Genomic DNA, 24,571 nt, shown 5'->3' with positions numbered 1-24,571 from the left:
GAGCGGTCACCTTGGCACGACGCTTGATCCGCATGGAACACCTCCTCGACTCTCTGCGACCGCAAAGAAAGAGGTCCCGCCGCACATACTGGTCGATTTACGTACATGCGGTGACCAGTGTCAGACACTAAGCCGGGCACATACGGGAGTCAAGACTTGTATCACAGGCCGATATACCTGCTCCATTTACATCCGCGATATCCATGAACTCCGATTAGAGCGATTTCCTGGGTGGCAGCGGAAAGAACCCGCTGGTACGGCGGACGTAGTCGGCGTAGCCGGGGCGCGACCCGGACAGCTGCCTCTCCAGCATCGGCTTGCCGGTCTTGCCCGCCAGGAAGTAGGTCATGAGGACCGGGGAGAGCACGGTCAGCACGCCGGGCCACTGGTCGGCCGCGACGAGGAACAGACCCCACCACACGCAGGCGTCGCCGAAGTAGTTGGGATGGCGGGTGTAGCGCCACAGACCGGTGTCCAGGACCTTGCCCCTGCTGCCCGGATCGGCGCGGAAGCGGGCGAGCTGCCAGTCGCCGACCGTCTCGAAGAACGCTCCCACCAGCCAGAGCGCCACCCCGGTCCAGGCGACCCGGCCGAGCGGGCCCGGCTCGAACATGGCGACCTGGACCGGCAGCGAGACGAACAGCAGGGCGGCGCCCTGGGTCAGGTAGACGGCGCGCAGGGCGTACAGGGTGCGGCTGCCCGGGGCGCGGGCGAGCATCCGCTCGTAGCGCGGGTCCTCACCCTCCCCGATGTTGCGCCGTCCGATGTGCGCGGCCAGCCGGACCCCCCACGCGGCGGTGAGCACGAGCACCAGCAGCCGCCGGGCCGGATCGCCGCCGGACGACGCGTAGGACACCAGGGCGACGACCGTGAAGCCGAGGCCCCAGGCCACGTCGATCACCGAGTGGCGGCCCACCCGGAGCGCGACGGCCAGGGTGAGGGCCAGCAGCGCCGTGAGGGCCGCCGCCGACAGCAGCAGGGACCAGGCGAAGGCTGCGAGGTCAAACATCCCGCCCCTCCGTCCGGCCGGGCAGATCGGGCATCGTGACCTCCGGTCGCCTTGGAAGTTGGGAGAGAACGGCCCGCGGCCTGCCCGGAAGGCCGGACAACGCGCCTCCGGCCGCCCGGGGGTCAGGGACCCGGTGTGCGGTGACGGTCATGATCGCCTCCCGAGGGTGAGCTGCCAGACGTCCAGGTAGCGCGAGCGGAAACCCGCCTCCGAGTAGGCGAGGTACAGGATCCACATGCGGTGGAAGGTCTCGTCGAAACCGAGGGCGCCGACGGCGTCCACCCGCTCCAGGTAGCGCTCGCGCCACAGCCGGAGCGTCTCGGCGTAGTCCGCGCGCAGCGAGAGCCGGTCGGTGATCCGCAGCCCGCCGAGGTTGTCCTCGATCGCGGTGACCGAGGGCAGCATGCCGCCGGGGAAGATGTACTTCCGCACCCACGTGTGGGTGTCCAGCGTGGCCAGCATCCGCTCGTGCGGCATCGTGATCGCCTGGATCGCGATCCGGCCGCCGGGGGCGAGCAGTCTCTCCAGCGCGGCGAAGTAGACCGGCCAGTAGCGCGCGCCGACCGCCTCGACCATCTCGACGCTGACGATGGCGTCGTAACCACCGCTCACCTCGCGGTAGTCGGCCAGCAGGATCTCCACCCGGTCCGACAGCCCGGCGTCGGCGACCCTGGCACGGGCCAGCTCCCACTGCTCCTGCGACAGAGTGATCGACACCACCGCGGCCCCCCGGCGGGCCGCCCGCAGCGCCAGCTCGCCCCACCCGGTGCCGATCTCCAGCAGCCGGCTGCCCGGACCCACCCCCGCCTGGTCCAGCAGCCGGTCGATCTTGGCGCGCTGGGCGCCGGCGAGGGTCTCCCACGACGCGGGGCCGTCGAACAGCGCGGCGGAGTAGGTCAGCGTCTCGTCCAGGAACTCGGCGAACAGGTCGTTGGACAGGTCGTAGTGACGGTGGATGTTGCGCCGGGCGTCCTCCTGGCCGCCCAGCTCGTCGCGGGGCACGCGCCGCACGGCCAGCCGCCGCAGCCGCTGCAGCCCGGGCGGGATGAGCGTGGCCAGCCGCTCGGCCATCACGGTGAGCACGGCGGGCAGGTCGTCCGCCTCCCAGTCGCGCGCCATGTAGGCCTCGCCGAACCCGATGAGGCCGCCCGCCCCGACCCGCCGGTAGAACGCCTCGGGGCGCCGCAACCGCATCACCGGGCCTCCCGCGCCCAGCCGCCGCCCTCCGGGCAGCTCCACGGTCAGGGGCAGCCGCCGTACGGCGTGCAGGAACAGGCGCCGCGCGAGCGCGCCGCGCAGCCGCGAAGGGGGGAGGGTGTCGACGTCGGGCCAGAACGCGGCAGGCCGGTCGGTCGTGAGGGTCATCTGGGTCCTCCTGGGGGAACTGTCTTCAGGCCGCGCAGGTAAAGGCCGATTCCCTGGCGGCGGATCCTGGCGCCGCCCACGAGGGGGGCCAGAGGATGCTTGGCGGCCATGCGGTACAGCCAGGGCCCGGTCGCCGGCCTGCGGCGGCCCCGGACGCTCGCCACGAAGGGAGGGTGTCCTTCGCGGTGCAGGGTGACGGTGAGCGCGAGCCGCTCGCCGGGCTCGGGAAGGCTGAGCCGGTAGCGGCCCTCCACCGGGTGGAACGGCGAGACGTGGAACTCCTTGGCCACCTCGTGCTCGCCGGGGCGCAGCAGGTAGCGGTGGCGTCCGCCGTAGGTGTTGTGCACCTCCGCGACCACGGCCACGCCCTCGCCGGTGTGGCACCAGTAGACGGTCAGCGGGTTGAACACGTGGCCGAGCACCCGGGCGTTGGTCAGCATCGTGATCCGGCGGGCGGTGACGCCGTGCGCGGCGAGGAAGGCGTCGACGTTCCGCCGGATGCTCAGCCCGGGGTCGCCCATGTGGTCACGGGCGTGGAAGGCGGCCAGCCACCGGTTCTCCGGCAGCCGGTCGAGGTCGACCAGCCACAGGTACGACCCGTAGCCGAAGCGGTTGCGGATCGGCGCGGACCGCACATGGGTGATCACGCACTCGTACAGCGCGGGCAGCGCCGGCTCGGTCACCAGCGCCCTCCGAGCGCCTCGGCCGCCCGGACTCCGGAACGGCAGCCGTCCTCGTGGAACCCCCAGCCGTGGTAGGCCCCGGCGTAGGCGACCACCCCGCTGTTGAGCCGGGGCAGCCGTTCCTGGGCCTCGACCGACTCGGGGGTGTAGACCGGGTGCTCGTAGACCATCCGGGCGATCACGTGCTCGCCGGGGATCTCGGTGCCCAGGGTGACGAGGTGGCTGCCGGGCGCGTCCAGCCGCTGGAGCCGGTTCATGTCGTAGGTGACCCGGACGCCGCCGCCGGCGGCCGCGCAGGACTCCGTCCGGTAGTTCCACGAGGCTCGCGCCCGCCGCGCCCGGGGCAGCACCGACGGGTCGGTGTGCAGGGTCACGGGGTTGCGGGAGTAGCGGAAGGCGCCGAGCACCCGCCGCTCGTCCGGGGTGGGGTCGGACAGCAGGCGCAGAGCCTGGTCGGGGTGGGTGGCGACGACCACCGCGTCGAACCGGTGCGGGACGTCGTCGGCGACGATCTCCACCCCCTCCGCGGTACGGCGCAGCATCTGCACCGGGGTCGAGGTGTGCACGGCGGTGAGCGTCTTGGCGATCTTCTCGACGTAGCCGCGCGAGCCCCCGGTGACGGTCCGCCACCGGGGGGATCCGGAGACGCCGAGCATCCCGTGGTTGGCCAGGAACGCGAACAGGTAGCGGGCCGGGTAGAGCCCGGCGACGGAAGGGGGACACGACCAGACCGCCGACACCAGCGGGGTCATGAAGTGGGAGACGAAGTACGGCGAGAAGCCGGCGAGGGCCTCCCCCAGCGTGCGGTCGTCGCCGCGCTCCAGCACCTCGCGGGCCGTCCGGTGGAAGCGCGGCACCTCGGTGAGCATCCTCAGGTACGGCAAGCGGAGCGCGCTGGAGGGCCGGGCGAACAGGCCCGGCGCCTTCTTCCCGCCCGCGTACTCCAGGCCGCAGCCTCCGCAGGAGACCGACATGCTCATGTCGGAGGGCTGGGTCCGCACGTCCAGCTCGTCGAACAGGCGGATCAGCGTCGGATAGGTCCGCTCGTTGTGCACGATGAACCCGCTGTCCACCGCCAGCGTCCGGCCGTCGTCACCGGCCACGTCATGGGTGTGGGCGTGCCCGCCGATCCGGTCGTCGGCCTCGAAGACGGTGACGTCGTCGGCCCGCTGCAGCACGTACGCCGCGGTGAGGCCGGCCACCCCGCTGCCGACCACGGCGATCTTGCGCCTTGCCATCGTTGGGACGTCCTCTCAGACCACAAGCCTGGGCAGCCCGGCGGCCGCTCTCCGGAAGGCGTTCGCGACCGGTCCCGGAGCGGCCGGCCGCGACACCATGACGTCGCTCCCGCGTGTCGCACGCCGTACGGCCCGATCGAAGGGGATCATCCTGAGCACGGTGAGCCGGGCCGGGGCCGTGGGCGCGCGGCCGGCGGCGCGCCCGCCGTGCATGATCAGGACAGCGCAGGCAGATCGGGTCATATGGGCCCCTCGGGTCGGTTTGATCTCTTATTCGGAGCCGTCAGAGGTCTGGATGCCCTTTTTGCTAAGAACCCTTAGTTTTCTCGGAGAAGGGTGCGCCCCCGCCCTCCCGGAGCCTTCCGTGGCCTTTCATCGGCCTTTTCCCAGGTCACCGCCGGGCAGGCGGCCCGGAGCGCGGCCCCGAGCCCCCCTGCCGTCAGATGCGGAGAAACCCGACAGGGCGCTTGACCTGCCTCTTCCCTACCCCTACCGGTACATCTGGCAGTAAGGGTTGGACAGAAGCGTCTCGTCCCCGCACGATGGCGTGGGGGGACTCATGCCAATCCAGCGGTCTGGCCGTGGATCGCCCCGGCCGGACAGGTATGATCATCAAAATCCGGGAGCCACCCGGGCCGCAGATGCCAAAGATCCTTAAAATCCGGGTATATAAGGCTGGGACTGGAACTGCAGGAGGCCCCCATGCAGGTCAAGAAGGTCGCTACCTACGTAGCGGTGGCGTTCGTGGCCTTTTATCTGTTCACCAAACCCGCTCAGGCGGCGGACGCGGTGACCGGAGTCTTCGACGGGATTGTGAGGGGAGCGGACCAACTGGCCCTGTTCTTCACACGAGTGCTGAGCTGACCACCGGCGGGGGCCACCCCGCCCATGACCTTTTTGCCGGTCTTTCCTCGGCGCTCCCGCCCGACCCGCGCGGGAGCGCGGACCTCTCGCAGTGCCGAGCACCATGCGATGTGCTTCCCCTGTCCGCGAGGACATGTTACGCAGGGAGCATGGGAGATCGTCACAGCGTCACCGGAGTTGATCGGCTCGGCCCGGCGGGTCTTCGCGTCGTCGAACACGCCGAGACGGAGCACGTCGAGCTGATCCGTTTTCTCTACGCCGACCACGGCGGAGTGATCCGGGGCAAGGCGACCTCGCGCTCCCGGCTGGCCGAACGGCTCGTCTCCGGCATCGGGCACACCGTGGCGATGATGGCGATGAACATGCTCGACCAGCTCCAGGAGGTCGAGCGGCTCGGCCCGGTCGGCGAGGTCCGCCTCGTCCCCGACCCGGCCACGTTCGTCGCCCTCCCCTACGCCCCCGGCGCGGCGGCCATGCTGTCGGACCTGCGCCAGGTCGACGGCTCCCCCTGGCCCGCCTGCCCGCGCACCTTCCTGCGCGAGGCGATCGCCACCCTGGCCGGCGAGGGCCTGGTCGCCGTCGCCGCCTACGAACCCGAGTTCACCCTCGGCCGCCGCGTGGCCGACCCCGGCGGAGGCCTGGACCGGCTGGTCCCCGTCGACGACAGCCTCTGCTACGCCACCACCGGCTTCGACCAGGCTCACGACTACACGATGAGCCTGATCCACGCCATGGAGACCCAGGGGCTGCGGGTGGAGCACTACCACCCCGAGCTCGGCCACGGCCAGCAGGAGCTGTCCATCCGCCACGCCTCCGCCATGCGCGCCGCCGACAACCAGGTGCTCTACCGCGAGACCGTCCGCGGCGTCGCCCTCCGCGCAGGGCTGTGGGCCTCCCTCGCCCCCAAGCCGCTCGCCGACCAGGCCGGCAACGGCGCCCACCTGCACCTGTCCCTGTGGGATCCCGACCTGCGGACCAACCTCTTCAGCGACCCCTCGGACCGCTACGGCCTGTCGGCCACCGCCTACCGCTTCATCGGCGGCCTGATCGCCCACCTTCCGGCGCTCACCGCGCTGACCTGCGGCTCGGTGAACAGCTTCCGGCGCCTCACACCGAGGGCATGGTCGAGCGCCTACGCCTGCTACGGCATGGACAACCGGGAGGCCGCGGTGCGGATCTGCTCCCCGGTCGGGCAGGACGCCGAGGCGTCGGCCAACCTGGAGATCAAGCCCTCCGACTCCTCGGCGAACCCCTACCTGTCGCTCGGCGCCGTCATCCACGCCGGCCTGGACGGCATCCGCCGCGACCTCGACCCCGGCGAGGCCCTCGACGTCGACCCCGCCACCCTCGGCGAGAGCCGGCTCTCCGCCCTGGGCGTGCGCCGCCTGCCCGCGACCCTCGACGAAGCCCTGGACGCCCTGGAGGCCGACGACGTCCTCATGGACGCCCTCGGCCCCCTGCGCGGCGCCGCCTACCTGGCCGTCAAACGCTCCGAGGCCCGCGCCTTCGCCGCCGAGGACCTCTCCTACGAGCTGTTCCACCACATGCGCGTCTTCTAGCGGACGGGCACCGGAGCGGGGTGGGACGAGGCGGGGAGCGAGATCACGCGGGGCTCTCCGCGGCGGCGAGGGCGGCCCGGTCCGGCGAGGTCTCCGCGGAGCTCTCGGCTGGACACCGCACTACCCGCCGCCGAACCCGGGCCGGTCACCGAAAGGCGACGCGCCCGAGGTGTGAACCCGGACGCCACACCCGTCAGCGGACCGGGTGCCCCGCCGCGCGCAGCGTCTCCTTCACCTCAGAGATCTTGAGCTGGCCGAAGTGGAACACCGACGCGGCCAGGACCGCGTCCGCCCCCGCCTCGACGGCCGGGCAGAAGTCCTCCAGCGCCCCGGCGCCGCCACTGGCGATCACCGGGACCGACACCGCGGCCCGCACCGCCCGGATCATCTCCAGGTCGTAGCCGTGGCGAGTGCCGTCGCCGTCCATGGAGTTGAGCAGGATCTCCCCCACGCCCAGCTCCTCACCCCGGCGGGCCCACTCCACCGCGTCGATCCCGGTCCCCCGGCGGCCGCCATGCGTGGTCACCTCGAAACCGGACGGCGTCGGCGGCCCGTCGACCACCCGGCGGGCGTCCACCGACAGCACGATGCACTGCGCGCCGTAGCGCTGCGACGCCTCGGTCAGCAGCTCCGGCCGGGCGATCGCCGCGGTGTTCAGGCCCACCTTGTCCGCGCCCGCGCGCAGCAGCGTGTTGACGTCCTCGACCGAGCGCACTCCCCCGCCGACGGTCAGCGGGATGAACACCTGCTCGGCCGTCCGCCTGACCACGTCGTACATCGTCGACCGGTCGGAGCTGGAGGCCGTGATGTCGAGGAACGTCAGCTCGTCGGCCCCCTCCGCGTCGTAGCGGCGGGCCAGCTCGACCGGGTCTCCGGCGTCACGGAGGTTCTCGAAGTTGACACCCTTGACGACCCGCCCGGCGTCCACGTCCAGGCAGGGGATCACTCGTACCGCGACACTCATCTCCACAGCTCCTCATTCACGGTAGGCCTCGACCTCGGCCTCGACAAGCATGCGCGGGTCGATCAGGCCCGCCACCCGGACTCCGGTGCAGGTGGGACGGACCTCGCCGAACAGCTCGGCGTGCGCGCGGCCCACCTCGTCGTAGTGCTCGTCGTCGACCACGAAGTAACGGACCCGGACCACGTCGTGGCGGGACAGCCCCGCCTTCTCGATGGCGTCCAGCGCGACCCCGAAGGCGGTCAGCGACTGCCGGTAGGCGTCGCCGACGTGCTGGACCTCACCGCCGACGGTGGCGGTGCACCCCGAGACGATCACCCATGGCCCCGCCACCACCGCGCGGGCATAGCCGTAGCGCTCCTCCCAGACGCCGCCGCTGAACACCCGGGTGCCCGAACGGTGGCTCACCCCGTCCCCTGTCACGTGAGGCAACCTACGAGCTCACCGCGGCCAGGGCCTCTTCGAGGGTGAAGGCGTGCGCGTAGAGGGCCTTGCCGACAATCGCGCCCTCGACGCCGATCGGGACCAGCGAGGCCAGGGCGCGCAGGTCGTCCAGGGAGGACACGCCGCCGCTGGCGACCACCGGCTTGGCGGTACGGGCGCAGACCTCGCGGAGCAGGTCGAGGTTGGGACCGCGCAGGGTGCCGTCCTTGGTGACGTCGGTGACGACGTAGCGGGGGCAGCCGTCGGCCTCAAGGCGGTCGAGCACCTCCCACAGGTCGCCGCCCTCCTTGGTCCAGCCGCGGGCGGCGAGGGTGGTGCCGCGGACGTCGAGACCGATGGCGATCCTGTCACCGTACTCAGCGATGATCTTGGAGCACCAGGAGGGGTTCTCCAGGGCCGCGGTGCCGATGTTCACCCGGCGGCAGCCGGTGGCCAGGGCGGCCTCCAGGGAGGAGTCGTCACGGATGCCCCCCGACATCTCCACCTTGATGTCGAGGGCGTCCACGACGGTGGCCAGCAGCTCGCGGTTGGAGCCGCGGCCGAAGGCGGCGTCGAGGTCGACCAGGTGGATCCACTCGGCGCCGGCCTCCTGCCAGGCGAGCGCGGCCGACAGAGGGTCGCCGTAGGAGGTCTCGGTGCCGGCCGCCCCCTGGACCAGGCGGACCGCCTGGCCGTCGGCGACGTCCACGGCGGGCAGCAACTCTAGCGACATCTGATCAAGACCTCCGGTCGAAGACAAGGGTGACGAAAAGCGGCACGAAGAGCACCGAGAGAACCAGCACGCCGAGCCGCGCGGTCCACGACGACCACAGCAGCCAGGCGATCACCTGGACGATCAGGAACAGGACGGCCACGAGGCCGTTCTGCGCGCGGCGGCGCCGGGCCATGATGCCGCCCTGGACGGCGACCCGGACGGGCCTGCGGGGCAGGAGGGCGGTGACCCGGCCGACGCGTCCGCGCCGCCGGGCCAGGCGGGCCTCGCGCTCGGCGCGCAGGGCCGCCTGGCGCGCCTGCTCGGCCTCACGCTCGGCCCTGCGCCTGGCCCGCTCCTTGCTCACCGGCGGCTCACCCGACACCTCATCCGGCGGCTCACTTGACGGTGCCGAGCCAGTTGGTGAGCAGCTGGGCTCCGGCGTCGCCCGACTTCTCCGGGTGGAACTGGGTCGCCATGAGCGGGCCGTTCTCCACCGCGGCGACGAACGGCACGCCGTGCTCGGCCCAGGTGACCAGGGGGTCGGTGAAGCCCGGCCCGGCCTTCAGCTCCCAGTCGCGCACGCCGTAGGAGTGGACGAAGTAGAAGCGCGTGTCCGGGTCGATCCCGTCGAACAGCACGGTGCCCTCGGGCGCCGTGACCGTGTTCCAGCCCATGTGGGGCAGGACCGGCGCGTCGAGCCGCTCGACCGTGCCGGGCCACTCCCCGCAGCCCTCGGTCGTGACGCCGTGCTCGACGCCCGTCTCGAACAGGATCTGCATGCCGACGCAGATGCCCAGGACCGGCCGTCCGGCCGACAGGCGGCGGTCGATGATGCGGTCGCCGCGCACGGCGCGCAGCCCGGTCATGCAGGCGGCGAACGCGCCGACCCCCGGGACCACGAGGCCGTCGGCCTCCATGGCCGCCTCGTAGTCGGAGGTCACCGTGACATTGGCCCCGACCCGGGCCAGGGCCCGCTCCGCCGAGCGGAGATTGCCGGATCCGTAGTCAAGAACGGTTATGTTCACCACCAGAGCACCGCCGCGGTAGTCGCCAGGGCGGCGAGGACGGCCAGCAGCACCGCGCCCACCTTCAGGCCCTGTTTGATGAAGGAGACGATCCCGCCGACCAGGAAGAGGGCGATGAAGGCCATGGCGACGGCGGTCCAGTTGTCGCTCACGCGCCCTCCCCGGCCGGCCGCGCGGGCACGCCCGACCCGCTCACAGCACGCCCTTGGTGCTCGGTACGCCGGTGGCGCGGGGGTCGAGCTCGGAGGCCTCGCGCAGCGCCCGCGCCAGGGCCTTGAACTGGGCCTCGACGATGTGGTGGGCGTTACGGCCGTAGGGGACGTGGACGTGCAGGCAGATGGCGGCCTGGGCGACGAACGACTCCAGGATGTGCCTGGTCATCGTCGTGTCGTACTCCGCGCCGATCATCGGGGCCATGCCCCCGGGCTCGGTGTGCACCAGGTACGGGCGGCCGGACAGGTCGACCGTCACCTGGGCGAGAGCCTCGTCGAGCGGGCAGGACGCGCTGCCGAACCGGCGGATGCCCGACTTGTCACCCAGGGCCTCGCGGAACGCGGCCCCCAGGGCGAGCGAGGTGTCCTCGATCGTGTGGTGGGAGTCGATGTGGAGGTCGCCCTCGGTCTTGACCGTCAGGTCGAACAGGCCGTGCTTGCCGAGCTGGTTCAGCATGTGGTCGTAGAACCCGACGCCCGTGGCCACCTCGACGTGCCCGGTGCCGTCGAGGTCGACCTCGACCAGCACCGAGGTCTCCTTGGTGACGCGCTCGACGCGGCCGAAACGCTTGGCGGACTCGTCTACGGCGAGACTGCTCACAGGGTTCCCTCCAGGGCGGCGCGGAAGGCCGCCATCTCCTCGGTCGTTCCGATCGAAACTCTCAGCCACCCAGGCGGCCCCACCTCGCGGATCAGCACCCCGCGATCGAGCACGCCCCGCCAGATCGCGTGCCGGTCCGCGAAGCGGCCGAACAGCACGAAGTTGGCGTCGGAGTCGGCGACCGCCAGCCCCTTGCCGCGCAGCCACTCCACCGTGGCGTCCCGCTCGGCCCGCAGCGCGTCGACGGTGCCGAGCAGCTCCTCGCGGTGGGCGAGCGCGACACGCGCCGCCGTCTGGGTGAGCGTGGACAGGTGGTACGGCAGGCGGACCAGGAGCAGCGCCTCGATCACCGCCGGGTGGGCGGCGAGGTAGCCGAGCCTGGTGCCCGCCATCGCGAACGCCTTGGACATGGTCCGCGTGACGATGAGCCGGGGGTTGTCCGGCAGCAGGGTCAGCGCGGACGGGGTGCCGGTGCGGGCGAACTCGAAGTAGGCCTCGTCCACGACGACCATGCCGGGCGCGGCCTCGACGATCCGGGCGATCACGGCCGGGTCGAGCGCGGTGCCGGTGGGGTTGTTGGGCGAGGTCAGGAAGACGACGTCGGGCCGGTGCTCCTCGATCGCGGCGACGGCCTTGTCCGGGTCGATCCCGAAGTCCTCCTCGCGCGCCCCGGAGATCCACTCGGTCGAGACGCCGGTGGTGATGATCGGGTGCATCGAGTAGGAGGGCTCGAAGCCGAGCGCGGTGCGGCCGTGGCCGCCGAAGGCCTGCAGGATCTGCTGGAGCACCTCGTTGGAGCCGTTGGCGGCCCAGACCTGCTCGACGGTCAGCCCGTGGCCCAGGTAGCCGGCCAGGTCCCGGCGGAGCGCGAGGGCGTCGCGGTCGGGGTAGCGGTTGAGCCCGGCCGCGCCGTGCCGTACGGCTTCGGCCAGGTCGGCGACCAGGGACGCGGAGGGCCCGTAAGGGTTCTCGTTGGTGTTGAGCCGGACCGGGACGTCGATCTGGGGGGCGCCGTACGGCGACCGCCCCCGCAGGTCGTCCCGGATCGGCAGGTCCTCAAGCTTCACGGAGATGTCTCCCAGTCGGAACGGGCACGGACGGCCGCGCCCCCGGTGAGCACGGGCCGGGAGGTCCTCACGAGGGGACCTCCCAGTCGAACCTCGCGCGGATCGCCGCGCCGTGCGCCGGGAGGTCCTCGGCGTCGGCCAGGACGCACACGTGGGCGGCGGCGCCGGCGAGGGCCTCCCGGGTGTAGTCGACGACGTGGATGCCGCGCAGGAAGGTCTGCACCGACAGTCCGGAGGAGTGGCAGGCGCAGCCGCCGGTGGGCAGCACGTGGTTGGACCCGGCGAGGTAGTCGCCGAGCGAGACCGGCGCGTAGGTGCCGACGAAGATGGCCCCGGCGTTGCGGACCCGGGCCGCCAGCGCGGGCGCGTCGGCGGTGTGGATCTCCAGGTGCTCGGCGGCGTAGGCGTCGACGACGCGCAGCCCGGCCTCCATGTCGTCGACGAGGATGATGCCCGACTGGCGGCCGGACAGGGCCTCGGTGACGCGCTCGCCGTGCTTGGTGGCGGCGACCTGGCGGGGCAGCTCCCGCTCGACGGCCTCGGCCAGCTCGGCGGAGTCGGTGACCAGGACAGCGGCGGCGATCGTGTCGTGCTCGGCCTGGCTGATCAGGTCGGCGGCGACGTGCACGGGGTCGGCCGTGGAGTCGGCGAGGATCGCGATCTCGGTGGGACCGGCCTCGGAGTCGATGCCGATGCGGCCCTTGAGCAGCCGCTTGGCGGCGGCGACCCAGATGTTGCCGGGGCCGGTGACCATGGTGGCCGGCGGGCACTCCTCGGTGCCGTAGGCGAACATCGCCACGGCCTGGGCGCCGCCGACGGCGTAGACCTCGTCCACCCCGAGCAGGGCGCACGCGGCCAGGATCGTCGGGTGCGGCAGCCCTCCGAACTCCTTCTGCGCGGGCGAGGTGACCGCCAGGGAGGACACCCCCGCCTCCTGGGCGGGGACGACGTTCATGACCACGCTGGACGGGTAGACCGCCCGGCCGCCGGGGACGTAGAGGCCCACGCGCTCGACGGGGACCCAGCGCTCGGTGACGGTGCCGCCGGGCACGACCTGGGTGGTGACGTCGGTGCGGCGCTGGTCGCGGTGGACCAGGCGGGCGCGGCGGATCGACTCCTCCAGGGCGGCCCGGATCCTGGGGTCGAGCTCCTCCAGCGCCCTGGTGACCGTCTCGGCCGGGACCCGGGTGGACTCCAGCTCGACGCCGTCGAACCTCGCGGTCAGCTCCCGCACGGCCTCGACGCCGCGATGATGCACGTCCTCGCAGATCGGCCGGACCTTCTCCAGGGCGGCTTCGACGTCGAGTTCGGCACGGGGCAGCACGTGGCGGAGGTCCTCCGGGAGGGCTCCGCGCAGGTCGGTACGGGAAATCACCCGTCCAGTCTACGGAGGTCCGGCACCCGGTCTCGTTCTGTCCACCATCCGGACATAGCCTTTACAATGTAGATTTTAATCAGACAGTAAGCTTCGCCCGTGAGTAAGAGCAAGAGCAAGGGAGGCCAGGGGACCCCGGCGACGGTGGCGCTGGCCCAGGCCAAGGTGGATTTCACCCTGCACCCCTACGAGCACGACGCCGGCGCCCAGGCCTACGGCGAGGAGGCCGCCGACGCGCTCGGCGTGCCGTACGGGCAGATCTTCAAGACGCTCGTGGCCGAGGTGGAGGACGGGCTGGCCGTCGCGGTGGTGCCGGTGGCGGGCAAACTGGACCTCAAGGCGTTCGCGGCGGCGCTCAGGAGCAAGCGGGCGGCGATGGCCGACGCGGCGAAGGTGGAGCGGGTCACCGGCTACGTGGTGGGCGGGATCAGCCCGCTGGGGCAGCGCAGGCGGCTGCCGACCGTGATCGACGCCTCCGCGCTGGACTTCGCGACGATCTACTTCTCGGCCGGCCGCCGCGGGCTGCAGATCGAGACCGCCCCGGCGGAGCTGGTACGGCTGACAGGAGCGATCACCGCCCCCATCGGCAAAGCGGGCTAGTCCCCCCGGCCATGCCGTTGTCGAAGGTTGCCGACGCGGGCGGCGGCGGCCTTCGGCCAGACTCGGCGCAGGCCGTACCGTGATCGGGGGAGCAGATGTTTTACCTGACCGCTACCGAGATGCTCCGGCTGCTGCGCACCAGGCAGGTCAGCGCGGTCGAGCTGCTGCGGGCGCACCTGCGCCGGATCGAGGAGGTCAACCCGCGGGTCAACGCGGTCGTCACCCTGGTGGCCGAGCGCGCCCTGCGGGAGGCGGAGGAGGCCGACCGGGATCTGGCGAGGGGCCGGTGGCGCGGGCCGCTGCACGGCCTGCCGGTCGCGCACAAGGACCTGGCCGACACCGCCGGGATCCGCACCACGTACGGCTCGCCGCTCTTCGCCGACCACGTCCCGGACGCCGACTCCCTGATCGTGCGGCGGATGCGCGAGGCCGGGGCGATCACGGTCGGCAAGACCAACACCCCGGAGTTCGGCACCGGCTCGCACACCGTGAACGAGATCTTCGGCGCCACCCGCAACCCGTACGACCTGTCGAGGTCGGCGGGCGGCAGCAGCGGCGGGGCCGCGGCGGCGCTGGCGTCCGGGATGGTGCCCCTGGCCGACGGCTCGGACATGGGCGGCTCGCTGCGCAACCCGGCCTCCTTCTGCAACGTGGTCGGGCTGCGGCCGACGCCCGGACGGGTGCCGTCGCCCTCCCCGACGGCGGCGTGGTTCACCCTCGGCGTGCCGGGCCCGATGGCCCGCACCGTGGAGGACCTGGCGCTGCTGATGAGCGTGGTGGCCGGGTTCGACGCCGCCTCTCCCCTGGCGGTCGCCGAGAGCGGAGCGGTCTTCACAGAGCCCCTGGAGCTGGACCTGACCGGGCTGCGCGTCGCGTGGAGCCCCGATCTGGGCGGGCTGCCGGTGGACGCGGAGACGGCGAAGGTCACCGCACAGGCCCCCGCCGTGCTCGCCGGGCTGGGCGCGCGGGTGGAGCGGGTGGAGCTGGACCTGTCGGACGCCGAGGACGCGTTCCGGACCTACCGGGCGTGGCACTACGCGCTGTCCTACGGCGACCTGCCCCAGGACCGCCTGGGACCGAACGTCCGCTGGAACGTCGAGCGGGGGCGCGCGGTGACCGGGGCGGACCTGGCCAGGGCGGAGCGGCTGCGCAGCGGCCTCTACCGGCGGATGACCGCCTTCTTCGACACCTACGACTTCCTGATCGCGCCGGTCAGCCAGGTGCCGCCGTTCCCGGTGGACGCGCCGTACGTCTCGGAGATCAACGGGGAGGCGCTGCCGGACTACCTGGCGTGGATGCGCTCGGCCTACTGGATCAGCGTGCTGCACGCCCCGGCGGCGTCGGTGCCGTGCGGGTTCACCGCCGGCGGGCTGCCGGTGGGGCTGCAGATCGTCGGGCGCCCCTTCGCCGACCTGCGGGTGCTGCGGCTGGCCCACGCCTTCGAGCGGGCCACCGGGCACGGCACGCGCAGGCCTACCTTCCGCTGATGTCGTAGCTGGACAGCGGCCCGTAGGGGTCCTGCCCGCCGAGCGGGCGGCGCAGCGGCGAGTCACGGTAGCCCGCCACGCCCTCCAGGGCGAAGAAGAGACCGACGGCGAGCAGCGGCCAGGCGCACATCACCCCCTGGGCGGTCAGCCCCAGCGGGCCGGGCGTCAGGGTCATGGCCTGCCCGGCGGCGGTGACGCTCTGCGCGCCGAGGTTGACCGCCCGGCCGACCACCAGCGTGAGGTATGCGCCGAGCAGCCCGCCGGCGGCCAGGCCGAGCACCACCGCGAGCGGGCGCCCCCGGCGCGACAGGCTGTAGCCGACGGCGCCGCAGACCAGCCCGAGCACCCCGGTGACGACGGCGAACCAGCCGTCGGCCGCGATGAGCGCCTGGGTGGAGGGATCGGCCAGCAGCGGCCCCTGCTTGGTCATGACGTACGGCGGGCGCGGCGCGAGAAGCGACCACAGGACACCGGCGGCCCCTCCCAGGAGGCCGAGCACGAGCACCGTGACGGCGAAGTCGCGCGCATGCCGCAATGTGTTTCCCCTCACCCTCTGTACTGGTGTGCCCGATGTTACCGACCCTCCGGCCTGTGGTCCCTGAGACTTCGACCGAATCCCGTTAGTCTGTCCGGGTGAACGAAGAGGTATGGCTGATCGAGCCCTCCGGGCCGCTCCGCGGCGACGTCGAGGTCCGCGGGTCCAAGAACGGCGTCTCCAAGCACATGGTCGCCGCGATGCTGGGCACCGGTGAGAGCACGATCCACAACGCCCCCGACGTCGGCGAGGTCGGGATCACCGCGCAGATGCTCCGGGCGCTCGGCATCGACGTGGAGATCACGCCCCGGGAGATCCGCATCGCCCAGGGGCCGCAGATCAACCCGCACGTGCCCGCCGCGTTCACCGGCCTCAACCGGATCCCCATCCTGATGCTGGGCCCGCTGCTGCACCTGGCGGGCGAGGCGTTCGTGCCGCTGGTGGGCGGCGACCCGATCGGACGCCGGCCCGTCGACTTCCACGTCGAGGCGCTGCGCGCCATGGGGGCCGAGGTCGAGGTGAGCGACACCGGCGTCTACGCCAAGGCCAAGCGGCTGCGCGGGACCCGGCTCGAACTGCCCTACCCGAGCGTGGGCGCCACCGAGACGATCCTGATGTCGGCGGTGCTGGCCGAGGGCAAGACCGTGCTCAAGGGCGCGGCCATGGAGCCCGAGGTGGTGGAGCTCGCCCTGTTCCTGCAGCGCATGGGCGCGCGCATCGAGCTCAGCCCCGACCGGCGCATCGTGATCGAGGGCGTGGAGCGGCTGCGCGGCGCCTCCACCTGGCTCAACGGCGACCGGATCGAGGCGTTCTCCTACCTGGCGGCCGGCCTGATCACCGGTGGCGAGGTGCGGGTGCACGGCTGCCCGCAGGACCGGCTGGTCACCGCGATCACCACCCTGGCCCGGATGGGCGCCGAGATGGACATCACCGACGACTACGTGTCGGCCTCGGCTCCGGACGGGCTGCGGGCGGCGGCGGTGCAGACCGACACGCACCCGGGCTTCATGACCGACTGGCAGACGCCGCTGATGGTGCTGTTCACGCAGGCCCAGGGCATGTCGGTGCTGCACGAGACGGTGTTCGAGAACCGGCTGGTCTACGTGCCCGCCCTGCAGCGGATGGGCTGCGAGATCGAGGTCTTCGACGTGTGCCTCGGCGGCCCGGCGTGCCGCTACCACGACACCAACGCCAAGCACTCGGCGGTCGTGCGGGGCGTGTCCAAGCTGCGCGGCGCCGACGTGACGCTGCCCGACATCCGGGCCGGCTTCTCCGCCGTGCTCGCCGCGGCGGCCGCCGAGGGCACCTCCACGTTGCGCGGGGTGCACCACATCGAGCGGGGCTACCACCGCCCCTTCGAGCAGTTCGCCTCGCTGGGTCTGAAGGTCAGCCGGGAAGAGGCCCCCCGAGAGTAAAATTTTCCACCCGGATGTTTGTGCCCGATCATCCGGCCGCACTTTACTATCTGTGACTTCGCGACGACACCAGGTGAGGCGCGGCCCCGTCGTGTGCCTGCGCGGGCTGCTGGCCTGCGGCGTGCTCGGCGGCCTGCTGGCGGCGGCCACGGCGCTGCCGCTGGTCGGCAGCGCCGGGATCACCGCCAACAACGTCGCGCGCACCGTGATCGACCTGCCTCCCAGCCCGCGGGAGGACCCCCTCCCGCAGCGCACGGTGCTCCTGGACAAGAACGGCAAGCAGTTCGCCCAGTTCTACACCGAGAACCGGACGATCGTGCCCCTCGACAAGGTCGCCCCGATCATGCGGCAGGCGATCGTGGCGATCGAGGACTCGCGGTTCTACGAGCACGCGGGCCTCGACGTCAAGGGGACGCTGCGGGCGCTGGTGACCAACACCCAGGCGGGCGGGGTCCGGCAGGGCGGGTCCTCGCTCACCCAGCAGCTCGTCAAGAACATCCTGGTCGAGAACGCCCAGACCGGCGCCGAACGCGCCCAGGCCCGGGCGCCGAGCCTCAAGCGCAAGATCACCGAGCTGCGCTACGCGCTGGCGATGGAGAAGAAGTACACCAAGGCCGAGATCCTGGAGCGCTACCTCAACATCGCCTACTTCGGCGCGGGGGCGTTCGGGATCGAGGCGGCGGCCCAGCGCTTCTTCTCGGTCCCGGCCTCGGACCTGTCCCTGCGGCAGGCCGCGACGCTGGCCGGCGCGGTGCGCACGCCGTACGCGACGGACCCGTCGCTGGACGAGCAGCGCCGCGCCCGCCTGCGGGAGCGCAGGGACACCGTGCTGGAGCGGATGGCCCAGGTGGGGAACATCACCCAGGCCCAGGCCGACGCGGCCAGGAAGAGCCCCCTGGGCATCCGGCTGAAACCCGAGCCCGGCGGCTGCGCGGAGAGCTCCTACCCCTACTTCTGCATCTACGTCCACAAGGAGCTGCTGACCAACCCGGTGTTCGGCCACACCCGCGCCGAGCGGGAGCGCCGTCTGGCCAGGGGCGGCGTCGTGCTGCGCACCACCGTGGACCCGGTCGCCCAGAGGGCGGCGCAGCGGGCCATCTCCTCGCGGGTCGATCCGGAGGACACCGAGGTGGCGGCCGAGGCGATGATCGAGCCGGGGACCGGGCGGATCCGGGCGATGGCCGCGAGCAAGAAGTACGGCCGCAACTCCGGCAACACCAACAACGGCCCCCGGACCACCTTCAACCTGCCCGCCGACGTGGCGCACGGCGGCGGGCAGGGCTTCCAGGCCGGATCCACGTTCAAGGTGTTCACCCTGACCACCGCGCTGGGCAAGGGCTGGCGGTTCGACGAGGGCTTCATGACACCGGGCCGGTTCGTGCCCGCGTCGGGGTTCGTCGACTGCCGGGGCCGCAGGGTCAACGACCCCCGCACCGAGATCTTCAACGCCAGCGGCGAGGGCAGCGGCGGCCCGCAGAGCATCTCCACCGGCACCTGGAAGTCGGTGAACATCTTCTACATGATGCTGGAGCGGCGCGTGGGCCTGTGCCCGGTGGTCAGGACCGCCAAGGCGCTCGGCATCGTCCGGGCGGACGGCAAGCCGCTGCGCGAGGTCCCGACCTTCACCCTCGGGGTCAACGAGATGGACCCGGTGACGGTGGCGGGGGCGTTCGCCGCGCTCGCCGCGCGGGGGCGCCAGTGCCACCCGATGGCCATCTCCGACATCGTCCAGCGCAACGGCAGGCGCGTCCAGGTGCCGCCGAGCTGCACGCAGGCGATCGATCGCGAGGTGGCCGACGCGGTCAACCACATCCTGTCGGGGGTGTTCACCAAGGGCACCATGACGGGCCAGGGCATCGGCCGGGACGCGGCGGGCAAGACCGGCACCAACAACGGCTACACCTCGGCGTGGTTCGCCGGATACACCCCCGACCTGGCCGCCGCGGTCAGCGTGGGCGACATCCGCGGCTCCTACCGCCACCCGCTGCGCGACGTGCGGATCGGCGGCGAATACTACGGCGCGGTGCAGGGCGCCTCCCTGCCCGGCCCGATCTGGGTGTCGTCCATGTCCGCCGCCCTGGAGGACGTCCCGCCGTCCTCCTTCCGCCACCCGGACATGGGGCGTTTCGGCGGCGGCTTCACCCCCGGCATGGAGAAGGACAAGGACGAGAAGGACGGGGAGGGCGAGCGTCGCGCCGCCGGGCGGCGCGGCGGCTGGGGACACGCGACCGGTCAGCGTACGGGCGCCCGCCCGCACCAGCGGCACGCGCGCGACCAGGCCGGCCGGCCGTACCGGGGGTGGCGGGACGGGCCGCATCGCGGCCGCCGCTGAGCCGGTGACGGGCGGGTTCGGCCCGGCGGGGAGCTCGGGAGATCCCTCGTGGGTCCCCAGCCGTCGCGGGTCATCCCTCTGACGGTCTTTCCGGGGAGTTCAGCCGCCGGCAGGCGCCTCGGTGGCCTTCCCCACGTCCCCGCCGTCGGGGGCGGGCGCTTCGCTGGTCGTCCCCGGGTCCCCGTCGGTGGCGGTAAGGCCTTGGGCGATCTTCTTCAGCTCGCGCTCGACCGCTTCCCGGGTCCCCAGATCCTTGACGAAGAACGGGCTGAGCATGATCTCGGCCATCCGGTCGGAGCCCATGGTGAGGAACATCGTGGGGGTGCCCTTGCCGCCGTCCTCGCCGACCCACTGGGTGACCAGGTAGCCGGTCCGGTCGCCGAGGGTCGCCTCCTCGCCGTCGGACTTGTCGCGGTAGGACTGCACGACCTCGCGGGTCCTCTGGGCGGCCTGGCCTTCGTGGACGAAGATCTGGACGCAGTAGAAGCCGTTCTTGTCGCCGTCGTAGTTCCACGAGGTCGTGTACTCGTCACCCCAGTCGCTCGACCGGTGGGACCACTGCAGGCCGTCGGGCAGGTATCCCACCTTGACACGCCCGAAGGCCTTTCCGTCGCCCAGGTCCCCGAAGTCGCGGGTCGGCGACGGGGTGGGCAGCGGGGGCGGTTCGAAGGGCTGCGGCACGGCGGATGCGGTGCTGTCGGATGACGCCATCACGGCCTCGGGTCCCGGCACGACCGTGTGCCCGGAGGCGAGGGTCAGACCGGTGGGGACCGTGATCCCCACGACGGCCGCCGCGGCGACCACCGCGACGTACCTGGTCCGCACCGTCCTCCTGCGCCGTGAGGAGCGGATGACCCGGTCCACCAGGTCGGGTGCGGCGCGCAGCCGCGCCGTCTCGTCCGCCATGACCTGGCGGAGGTCGTCCTCAAGCATGGACATTCCTGATCAGCCCTTCCACTGATTCGGCGCCGATCGCCGACCGGAGCTTGGTGAGCGCTTTCGACGCCTGGCTTTTCACGGTGCCCGCCGAGCAGCCGAGGATCTCCGCGGTCTGGGTCTCGCCGAGGTCCTCCCAGTAGCGCAGGACGACCACCGCGCGCTGCCGGGGAGGCAGGGCTCGCAGGGCGTCCATGAGCACGCGGCGCAGGTCGACGTCGGTCTCCCTGACCGGCAGCTCGGGCGGGGTGTGCGTCGGGATGATCCGCAGGATCGCCCGGCGCCGGGCACGGCTGATGGCGGTGTTGACGATGACGCGGCGGACGTAGGGCTCGGGGCTGTCATGACGCACCCGGTCCCACTTGCGGTAGGTGCGCTCCAGCGCCGTCTGCAGCAGGTCCTCCGCGTCCCGTCCGTCGCCGCACGCGAGGTAGGCGACCCGCAGCAGGCTGGTGCCGCGCGCGGCGACGAACGCGGCGAACCCGTCGTCCTCCGGGCCGCTCACGCCTGTTCATCCAATTTCATGCCAGCTAATACGCCTGGGCCGGACAGATCGTTGCCCGCATCGATCACCCCGATTCCAGGAAATTTATGGATTCGGCAGGCAACGCCCTGGACGGCCCAGGCGTATTAGCTGGCATGCGAACTGATCATTCGAAGGACCGGACGACGCGCCCGGCCACGCCGATCCGCCGGTTGACCGCGGTCGGGATCGGCCTGGCCGCCGTGGGCGCCATCGCGCTGTCGGGTCCGCAGCCCATGCCGGCTCTCCGGCTCGCGGCCGCCGCTCAGGCGGTGACGGCTCCCGCGGAGGGCGCCTACTGGCACACCCGGACGCTCTGGAAGGGCACCTACTCCCACCAGCTCGGGCGTGGGAAGAACCGTTACTGGGTGGAGCAGCAGTCTGTCGCGGAGAGATGGACCGCACTCGACGGCAGGACCTGGCGGGGATACCGGGATCTCGGCGTGCGTCCGAAGAGCGCCGCGGACGAGCGGGCATGGCGCCGCGACGGCTCCCCGACCACCTGGACCCGCACCGCGAACGGCATGACGGCCTCCCTGTCCGCCCAGCCGGACAAGGGCAGGCTCTTTCTCAACCTGGGCGCAAAAGGCGCTCCCCTGATCGGGTTCGACCTGGTCGACCGGATGCTGTCGTACGAGCAGGCCCAGGCTCTGCCCACGGACCCGGCCGGGCTGAAGACCTGGATCGACAAGGCGTCGCGGGATCCGAACTCCGGCGTCTCCGACGACACCCGCGAGAGCTATGTGAGGGGGCAGCTGGTCGGCATACTGTCCGACGCCCCGGTGAAGGAGGTCCGCGCCGCAGCGTATGAGGCGCTGCCCACGATACCCGGCGTCCGTTCCCTGGGGAAGGTCGAGGACCCGCGGGGCAGGACCGGCCAGGGCTTCCTCATCGACCTCGCCTGGGGCAAGGGCTCCGGCGGATCACAGCAGAAGCACGTGATCGCCGCCACAGAACGGCTGATCGTCGACACCGGCACGATGACACCCCTGGCCTCCGAGGTGAAGTACGGCGGCGAGCCGGTCCCCGCCAAGACCTCGACCTCGACCTCGGTCACGCTCCAGATCGGCTGGACCGACGGCAAGCCGTCGGTGCCCGCCCTCCCCTAGGGCGTCGCGCTCCCGGGACCGGGGGAGGTCCCGGGAGCGCGTCATGAGACGGGACGACCATTCGAACGGGGAACCTTCAATTGACGGGGAAAATTCGGGGATCGGTCAGGCGTGCGGCGCTGTGGTCACTGAGGAGGCTCAACGACAGGCGGGCGCGACGGGCGTCCGCGACGGGCGCGGGCGGGGACACGGGCACGGTCCGGATCCTGCTGCATCACGCCTACGGGATGGGCGGCACCATCCGCACCGTGCTGAACCTCGCGGGATACCTGGCCCGGGAGCGGGACGTGGAGATCGTCAGCGTCGTCCGCACGGCCGAGGAGCCGTTCCTGCCCATCCCGCCGGGCGTGCGGGTGTCGTTCCTGGACGACAGGGTCGCGGCGCGCGGCCCGGCGGCCCGGCTGCTGTCGCGCTTCCCCAGCAGGCTCGTGCCCGAGCAGGAGAACATCCACCACACCGTCTCCCTCTGGACCGACCTGCGCCTGATCCGCCGCCTGCGGGCCATGCGCGGCGGCGTCGTGATCACCACGCGGCCGGGCTACAACCTGGCCGCCGCCCTGTTCGCGCCGCCCGAGGTGATCACCATCGGGCAGGAGCACGTCGCCCTCCAGGTCCACAAGCCCGAGATGCGACGGCTCATCAGGCGGCGGTACGGCAGGCTCGACGCGTTCGTCACCCTCACCGAAGCGGACCTGGAGCAGTACGCCGGGCTGCTGGAGGCCGACGCCCCCCGGCGGCTGGTCCGCGTCCCCAACGCCGTGCCCCGGCTGGCCGGAGACGTCTCGCGCCTGGAGGAGAAGGTCGCGGTCGCCATCGGCCGGGTGGTCCACGCCAAGGGTTTCGACCGCCTGGTCAAGGCCTGGCGGCAGGTCGCGCAGGCGCACCCGGACTGGATCCTGCGCATCTACGGCGGAGGTACGCCGGAGCGGGAGCAGCGGCTGCGCGATCAGATCGAGGAGGCCGGCCTGACCGGCCGGGTGCTACTGATGGGCAGCAGCCGGGAGATCGGCGTGGAGCTCGCCAAGGCGTCGATCTACGTGGTCAGTTCCCGGTACGAGGGCTTCGGCATGACCATCCTGGAGGCGATGAGCAAGGGGGTGCCGGTGGTCAGCTTCGACTGCCCGCACGGCCCCCGCGAGATCATCACTCACGAGCACGACGGCCTGCTGGTCGGCGCCGGGAAGGCCGGCGCGCTCGCCGGCGGCATCCGCCGCCTGATCGAGGATGAGGAGCTCCGCCGCACGCTGGGCGGCAACGCGCTGCGTACCGCCGCCCGCTACGACCTCGACGCCGTCGGCGCCCGGTGGGACGCCCTCCTGGCCGACCTGTCCGGGCTGAGCAGCCGTCCCGATCCCCAGCCCTGCTCGCTGGGCACCCCGGTGTTCTGACCCCGGTCCCCCCTGTCGCCGCGCCCCCTACGGCGTGCGGCGTCCCGTCCGCCGTGCCGTCACCGGCGCCGAACGGCTCGGCTCCGGCCGCGGGGGCCTGGAGCCGAGCCCGCGCACGCGCTCGGGCGGCGGTCACGGCACGGCGTCTGCGGGGCCGCCGGCATGCGACGGCCGGAGGCGGCCGTGGCCGGTCCCGCGGGGGCGGGCCGGCCATTCGAGTGCAACTCGATTCAGGTGCAAAGGGAAAAAGATACACTCCGGGGTTGGCCAGGTGCATACTGGAGCGATTCGCCGATCACGGCGGTATGTTCCACCCCGGAAAGCGACAAGGTGACGCCCCGATCCGGCTTGTCCAACCGCCGTCCCACGGGAGCGGTGATCACAAGAGGATCGAGCGGGCACCGGTCCGACCGGAGTATCCCCCGGACACCGACAGCCCTCAGGGCACGTGGAGATCGTCAACAATGACCGCTGAACCCCCCAACCACGGCGCGTACGGACAGGCCCCCTATGGATCCGTCCCTCCCGCTCCCCCCGTCCTGGCCGTCTGGTGGGAGCGTCTCGTCGCCCGCCTGATCGACTCCGTCATCCTGGGCGTCGTCGTCATGGTGATCATCACCCCGATCATCGCCGGGGCGTTCACCACCACCGAGGAGATCACCCTGCTCGGCACCACCGCCGAGGTGCCGGTCACCTCGTTCCTCGGGTTGCTGATCTCAGCCATCGTGGGATTCTTGATCTATTCGGCCTACGAGTACTTCCAGATCACCCGTGACGGGCAGACCCTCGGCAAGAAGCTCATGAAGATCCGCATCACCACGGTGGGCGCGGGCCTCCAGGGCGGCCTGGACTCGCAGAGCGCCCTCAAGCGGATCGGCGTGCTCTACGGGCCGCAACTGCTCGGCTTCCAGACGTTCCTCAACCTCATCGGCGGCATCTTCAGCCTGGTGAACGTCCTGTGGCAGTTCTGGGACAAGCCGCTCCAGCAGTGCCTGCACGACAAGGTGGCCAACACCGTCGTCGTGAAGGTGTCCCGCTGACCACCTGACCCACAGGCCTGACCCCTCTCTGTGAGAGGTTCCCGTTCCCGTACGGCACCCGCCGTACGGGAACGGGAGGCTCAGCGCGACACCGCCGGCGAGGACGCCC

26 protein-coding genes are annotated in these 24,571 nt (G+C 71.9%); 9 read left to right on the top strand and 17 right to left on the bottom strand.

Annotated features, from left to right (window positions below; translation table 11 throughout):
- Positions 1 to 214: 214 nt before the first annotated feature.
- From SROS_RS14155 to SROS_RS14135, 5 genes are all read right to left on the bottom strand, one after another.
- Complete coding sequence (locus SROS_RS14155; protein WP_012889622.1) at positions 215 to 1,009, bottom strand: DUF1295 domain-containing protein; 795 nt, start codon at positions 1,007 to 1,009, stop codon at positions 215 to 217.
- A gap of 147 nt (positions 1,010 to 1,156) precedes the next feature.
- Entirely contained in the window at positions 1,157 to 2,374 is a 1,218-nt protein-coding gene (locus SROS_RS14150; protein WP_012889621.1) for a class I SAM-dependent methyltransferase, read from the bottom strand.
- Positions 2,371 to 3,057: a DUF1365 domain-containing protein gene (locus tag SROS_RS14145; protein WP_012889620.1), complete on the bottom strand. Its 687-nt coding sequence runs from the start codon at positions 3,055 to 3,057 to the stop codon at positions 2,371 to 2,373. Before SROS_RS14145 ends, SROS_RS14150 begins: the two co-directional genes overlap by 4 nt.
- Positions 3,054 to 4,295: an NAD(P)/FAD-dependent oxidoreductase gene (locus SROS_RS14140; protein WP_012889619.1), complete on the bottom strand. Its 1,242-nt coding sequence runs from the start codon at positions 4,293 to 4,295 to the stop codon at positions 3,054 to 3,056. The genes SROS_RS14145 and SROS_RS14140 overlap by 4 nt, the downstream gene beginning before the upstream one ends.
- A gap of 15 nt (positions 4,296 to 4,310) precedes the next feature.
- Positions 4,311 to 4,538 carry a hypothetical protein gene (locus SROS_RS14135; protein ID WP_148269082.1) on the bottom strand — a complete coding sequence of 76 codons (228 nt, stop codon included), beginning with the start codon at positions 4,536 to 4,538 and terminating at the stop codon, positions 4,311 to 4,313.
- 459 nt (positions 4,539 to 4,997) lie between these two features.
- Here SROS_RS14135 and SROS_RS50925 point away from each other — a divergent pair, with 459 nt between their 5' ends.
- Both SROS_RS50925 and SROS_RS14130 read left to right on the top strand, forming a co-directional pair.
- Positions 4,998 to 5,159 (top strand): hypothetical protein, encoded by a 162-nt coding sequence (locus SROS_RS50925; RefSeq protein ID WP_012889618.1) that lies wholly within the window; start codon positions 4,998 to 5,000, stop codon positions 5,157 to 5,159.
- A 149-nt stretch (positions 5,160 to 5,308) separates the two neighbouring features.
- Positions 5,309 to 6,718: a glutamine synthetase family protein gene (locus SROS_RS14130; protein ID WP_012889617.1), complete on the top strand. Its 1,410-nt coding sequence runs from the start codon at positions 5,309 to 5,311 to the stop codon at positions 6,716 to 6,718.
- Between the two features lie 193 nt (positions 6,719 to 6,911).
- Here SROS_RS14130 and hisF read toward each other — a convergent pair whose 3' ends face one another.
- From hisF to hisD, 9 genes are all read right to left on the bottom strand, one after another.
- Complete coding sequence (gene hisF, locus SROS_RS14125) at positions 6,912 to 7,682, bottom strand: imidazole glycerol phosphate synthase subunit HisF (RefSeq protein ID WP_012889616.1); 771 nt, start codon at positions 7,680 to 7,682, stop codon at positions 6,912 to 6,914.
- 12 nt (positions 7,683 to 7,694) lie between these two features.
- Positions 7,695 to 8,087: a RidA family protein gene (locus SROS_RS14120; protein WP_148269081.1), complete on the bottom strand. Its 393-nt coding sequence runs from the start codon at positions 8,085 to 8,087 to the stop codon at positions 7,695 to 7,697.
- 25 nt (positions 8,088 to 8,112) lie between these two features.
- Complete coding sequence (gene priA / locus SROS_RS14115; protein WP_012889614.1) at positions 8,113 to 8,835, bottom strand: bifunctional 1-(5-phosphoribosyl)-5-((5-phosphoribosylamino)methylideneamino)imidazole-4-carboxamide isomerase/phosphoribosylanthranilate isomerase PriA; 723 nt, start codon at positions 8,833 to 8,835, stop codon at positions 8,113 to 8,115.
- A gap of 4 nt (positions 8,836 to 8,839) precedes the next feature.
- Positions 8,840 to 9,181 carry a hypothetical protein gene (locus SROS_RS14110; protein WP_012889613.1) on the bottom strand — a complete coding sequence of 114 codons (342 nt, stop codon included), beginning with the start codon at positions 9,179 to 9,181 and terminating at the stop codon, positions 8,840 to 8,842.
- 31 nt (positions 9,182 to 9,212) lie between these two features.
- Positions 9,213 to 9,848 carry an imidazole glycerol phosphate synthase subunit HisH gene (gene hisH / locus SROS_RS14105; RefSeq protein WP_174435288.1) on the bottom strand — a complete coding sequence of 212 codons (636 nt, stop codon included), beginning with the start codon at positions 9,846 to 9,848 and terminating at the stop codon, positions 9,213 to 9,215.
- Positions 9,839 to 9,994, bottom strand: a complete 156-nt coding sequence (locus SROS_RS50920; RefSeq protein WP_012889611.1) for a hypothetical protein — start codon at positions 9,992 to 9,994, stop codon at positions 9,839 to 9,841. The genes hisH and SROS_RS50920 overlap by 10 nt, the downstream gene beginning before the upstream one ends.
- A 40-nt stretch (positions 9,995 to 10,034) precedes the next feature.
- Positions 10,035 to 10,655 carry an imidazoleglycerol-phosphate dehydratase HisB gene (gene hisB / locus SROS_RS14100; RefSeq protein ID WP_012889610.1) on the bottom strand — a complete coding sequence of 207 codons (621 nt, stop codon included), beginning with the start codon at positions 10,653 to 10,655 and terminating at the stop codon, positions 10,035 to 10,037.
- Positions 10,652 to 11,728 carry a histidinol-phosphate transaminase gene (locus tag SROS_RS14095; protein WP_043652000.1) on the bottom strand — a complete coding sequence of 359 codons (1,077 nt, stop codon included), beginning with the start codon at positions 11,726 to 11,728 and terminating at the stop codon, positions 10,652 to 10,654. The genes hisB and SROS_RS14095 overlap by 4 nt, the downstream gene beginning before the upstream one ends.
- A gap of 61 nt (positions 11,729 to 11,789) precedes the next feature.
- Positions 11,790 to 13,097: a histidinol dehydrogenase gene (gene hisD / locus SROS_RS14090; protein WP_012889608.1), complete on the bottom strand. Its 1,308-nt coding sequence runs from the start codon at positions 13,095 to 13,097 to the stop codon at positions 11,790 to 11,792.
- A gap of 99 nt (positions 13,098 to 13,196) precedes the next feature.
- Here hisD and ybaK point away from each other — a divergent pair, with 99 nt between their 5' ends.
- Together ybaK and SROS_RS14080 are read left to right on the top strand one after the other, a co-directional pair.
- On the top strand, positions 13,197 to 13,697 hold the full coding sequence (gene ybaK, locus SROS_RS14085) for a Cys-tRNA(Pro) deacylase (RefSeq protein WP_012889607.1): 501 nt from the start codon (positions 13,197 to 13,199) through the stop codon (positions 13,695 to 13,697).
- Positions 13,698 to 13,792: 95 nt separating this feature from the next.
- The gene (locus tag SROS_RS14080) at positions 13,793 to 15,184 is read left to right on the top strand and encodes an amidase (RefSeq protein ID WP_012889606.1); all 1,392 of its coding nucleotides are present in this window, start codon (positions 13,793 to 13,795) and stop codon (positions 15,182 to 15,184) included.
- On the opposite strand, the gene SROS_RS14075 is transcribed toward SROS_RS14080, so the two are convergent.
- Positions 15,171 to 15,719 carry a hypothetical protein gene (locus SROS_RS14075; protein WP_012889605.1) on the bottom strand — a complete coding sequence of 183 codons (549 nt, stop codon included), beginning with the start codon at positions 15,717 to 15,719 and terminating at the stop codon, positions 15,171 to 15,173. The genes SROS_RS14080 and SROS_RS14075 overlap by 14 nt on opposite strands.
- 98 nt (positions 15,720 to 15,817) lie before the next feature.
- On the opposite strand from SROS_RS14075, the gene murA reads away from it, so the two are divergent.
- Entirely contained in the window at positions 15,818 to 17,134 is a 1,317-nt protein-coding gene (murA, locus tag SROS_RS14070) for a UDP-N-acetylglucosamine 1-carboxyvinyltransferase (RefSeq protein ID WP_012889604.1), read from the top strand.
- Positions 17,135 to 17,186: 52 nt separating this feature from the next.
- Positions 17,187 to 19,466 (top strand): transglycosylase domain-containing protein, encoded by a 2,280-nt coding sequence (locus tag SROS_RS14065; RefSeq protein WP_012889603.1) that lies wholly within the window; start codon positions 17,187 to 17,189, stop codon positions 19,464 to 19,466.
- Between the two features lie 99 nt (positions 19,467 to 19,565).
- Here SROS_RS14065 and SROS_RS14060 read toward each other — a convergent pair whose 3' ends face one another.
- On the bottom strand, positions 19,566 to 20,399 hold the full coding sequence (locus tag SROS_RS14060) for a hypothetical protein (protein WP_012889602.1): 834 nt from the start codon (positions 20,397 to 20,399) through the stop codon (positions 19,566 to 19,568).
- Positions 20,392 to 20,907 carry a SigE family RNA polymerase sigma factor gene (locus SROS_RS14055; RefSeq protein ID WP_012889601.1) on the bottom strand — a complete coding sequence of 172 codons (516 nt, stop codon included), beginning with the start codon at positions 20,905 to 20,907 and terminating at the stop codon, positions 20,392 to 20,394. Before SROS_RS14055 ends, SROS_RS14060 begins: the two co-directional genes overlap by 8 nt.
- Before the next feature lie 134 nt (positions 20,908 to 21,041).
- On the opposite strand from SROS_RS14055, the gene SROS_RS14050 reads away from it, so the two are divergent.
- The 3 genes from SROS_RS14050 to SROS_RS14040 all read left to right on the top strand — a co-directional run bounded on the left by SROS_RS14050 (position 21,042) and on the right by SROS_RS14040 (position 24,462).
- On the top strand, positions 21,042 to 22,034 hold the full coding sequence (locus tag SROS_RS14050; RefSeq protein WP_148269080.1) for a hypothetical protein: 993 nt from the start codon (positions 21,042 to 21,044) through the stop codon (positions 22,032 to 22,034).
- Between the two features lie 80 nt (positions 22,035 to 22,114).
- Entirely contained in the window at positions 22,115 to 23,422 is a 1,308-nt protein-coding gene (locus SROS_RS14045; protein ID WP_012889599.1) for a glycosyltransferase family 4 protein, read from the top strand.
- Positions 23,423 to 23,886: 464 nt separating this feature from the next.
- The gene (locus SROS_RS14040) at positions 23,887 to 24,462 is read left to right on the top strand and encodes an RDD family protein (RefSeq protein WP_012889598.1); all 576 of its coding nucleotides are present in this window, start codon (positions 23,887 to 23,889) and stop codon (positions 24,460 to 24,462) included.
- The last annotated feature ends 109 nt before the right edge of the window (positions 24,463 to 24,571 follow it).

Source organism: Streptosporangium roseum DSM 43021, assembly GCF_000024865.1.
In the GTDB taxonomy this organism is placed as follows: domain Bacteria; phylum Actinomycetota; class Actinomycetes; order Streptosporangiales; family Streptosporangiaceae; genus Streptosporangium; species Streptosporangium roseum.
The sequence above is the reverse complement of the archived record's forward strand: the minus strand, read 5'-3'. Positions and strand labels throughout refer to the sequence as shown.

What these genes read in the sequence shown, in the direction of transcription:
- SROS_RS14140 (WP_012889619.1), bottom strand. Translation starts at nt 4,295, where the DNA reads ATGGCAAGGCGCAAGATCGCCGTGGTCGGCAGCGGGGTGGCCGGCCTC.
- SROS_RS50925 (WP_012889618.1), top strand. Translation starts at nt 4,998, where the DNA reads ATGCAGGTCAAGAAGGTCGCTACCTACGTAGCGGTGGCGTTCGTGGCC.
- SROS_RS14130 (WP_012889617.1), top strand. Translation starts at nt 5,309, where the DNA reads ATGGGAGATCGTCACAGCGTCACCGGAGTTGATCGGCTCGGCCCGGCG.
- SROS_RS14135 (WP_148269082.1), bottom strand. Translation starts at nt 4,538, where the DNA reads ATGACCCGATCTGCCTGCGCTGTCCTGATCATGCACGGCGGGCGCGCC.
- priA (WP_012889614.1), bottom strand. Translation starts at nt 8,835, where the DNA reads ATGTCGCTAGAGTTGCTGCCCGCCGTGGACGTCGCCGACGGCCAGGCG.
- SROS_RS14060 (WP_012889602.1), bottom strand. Translation starts at nt 20,399, where the DNA reads ATGCTTGAGGACGACCTCCGCCAGGTCATGGCGGACGAGACGGCGCGG.
- hisF (WP_012889616.1), bottom strand. Translation starts at nt 7,682, where the DNA reads ATGAGTGTCGCGGTACGAGTGATCCCCTGCCTGGACGTGGACGCCGGG.
- SROS_RS14155 (WP_012889622.1), bottom strand. Translation starts at nt 1,009, where the DNA reads ATGTTTGACCTCGCAGCCTTCGCCTGGTCCCTGCTGCTGTCGGCGGCG.
- SROS_RS14050 (WP_148269080.1), top strand. Translation starts at nt 21,042, where the DNA reads ATGCGAACTGATCATTCGAAGGACCGGACGACGCGCCCGGCCACGCCG.
- SROS_RS14040 (WP_012889598.1), top strand. Translation starts at nt 23,887, where the DNA reads ATGACCGCTGAACCCCCCAACCACGGCGCGTACGGACAGGCCCCCTAT.
- SROS_RS14080 (WP_012889606.1), top strand. Translation starts at nt 13,793, where the DNA reads ATGTTTTACCTGACCGCTACCGAGATGCTCCGGCTGCTGCGCACCAGG.
- SROS_RS14150 (WP_012889621.1), bottom strand. Translation starts at nt 2,374, where the DNA reads ATGACCCTCACGACCGACCGGCCTGCCGCGTTCTGGCCCGACGTCGAC.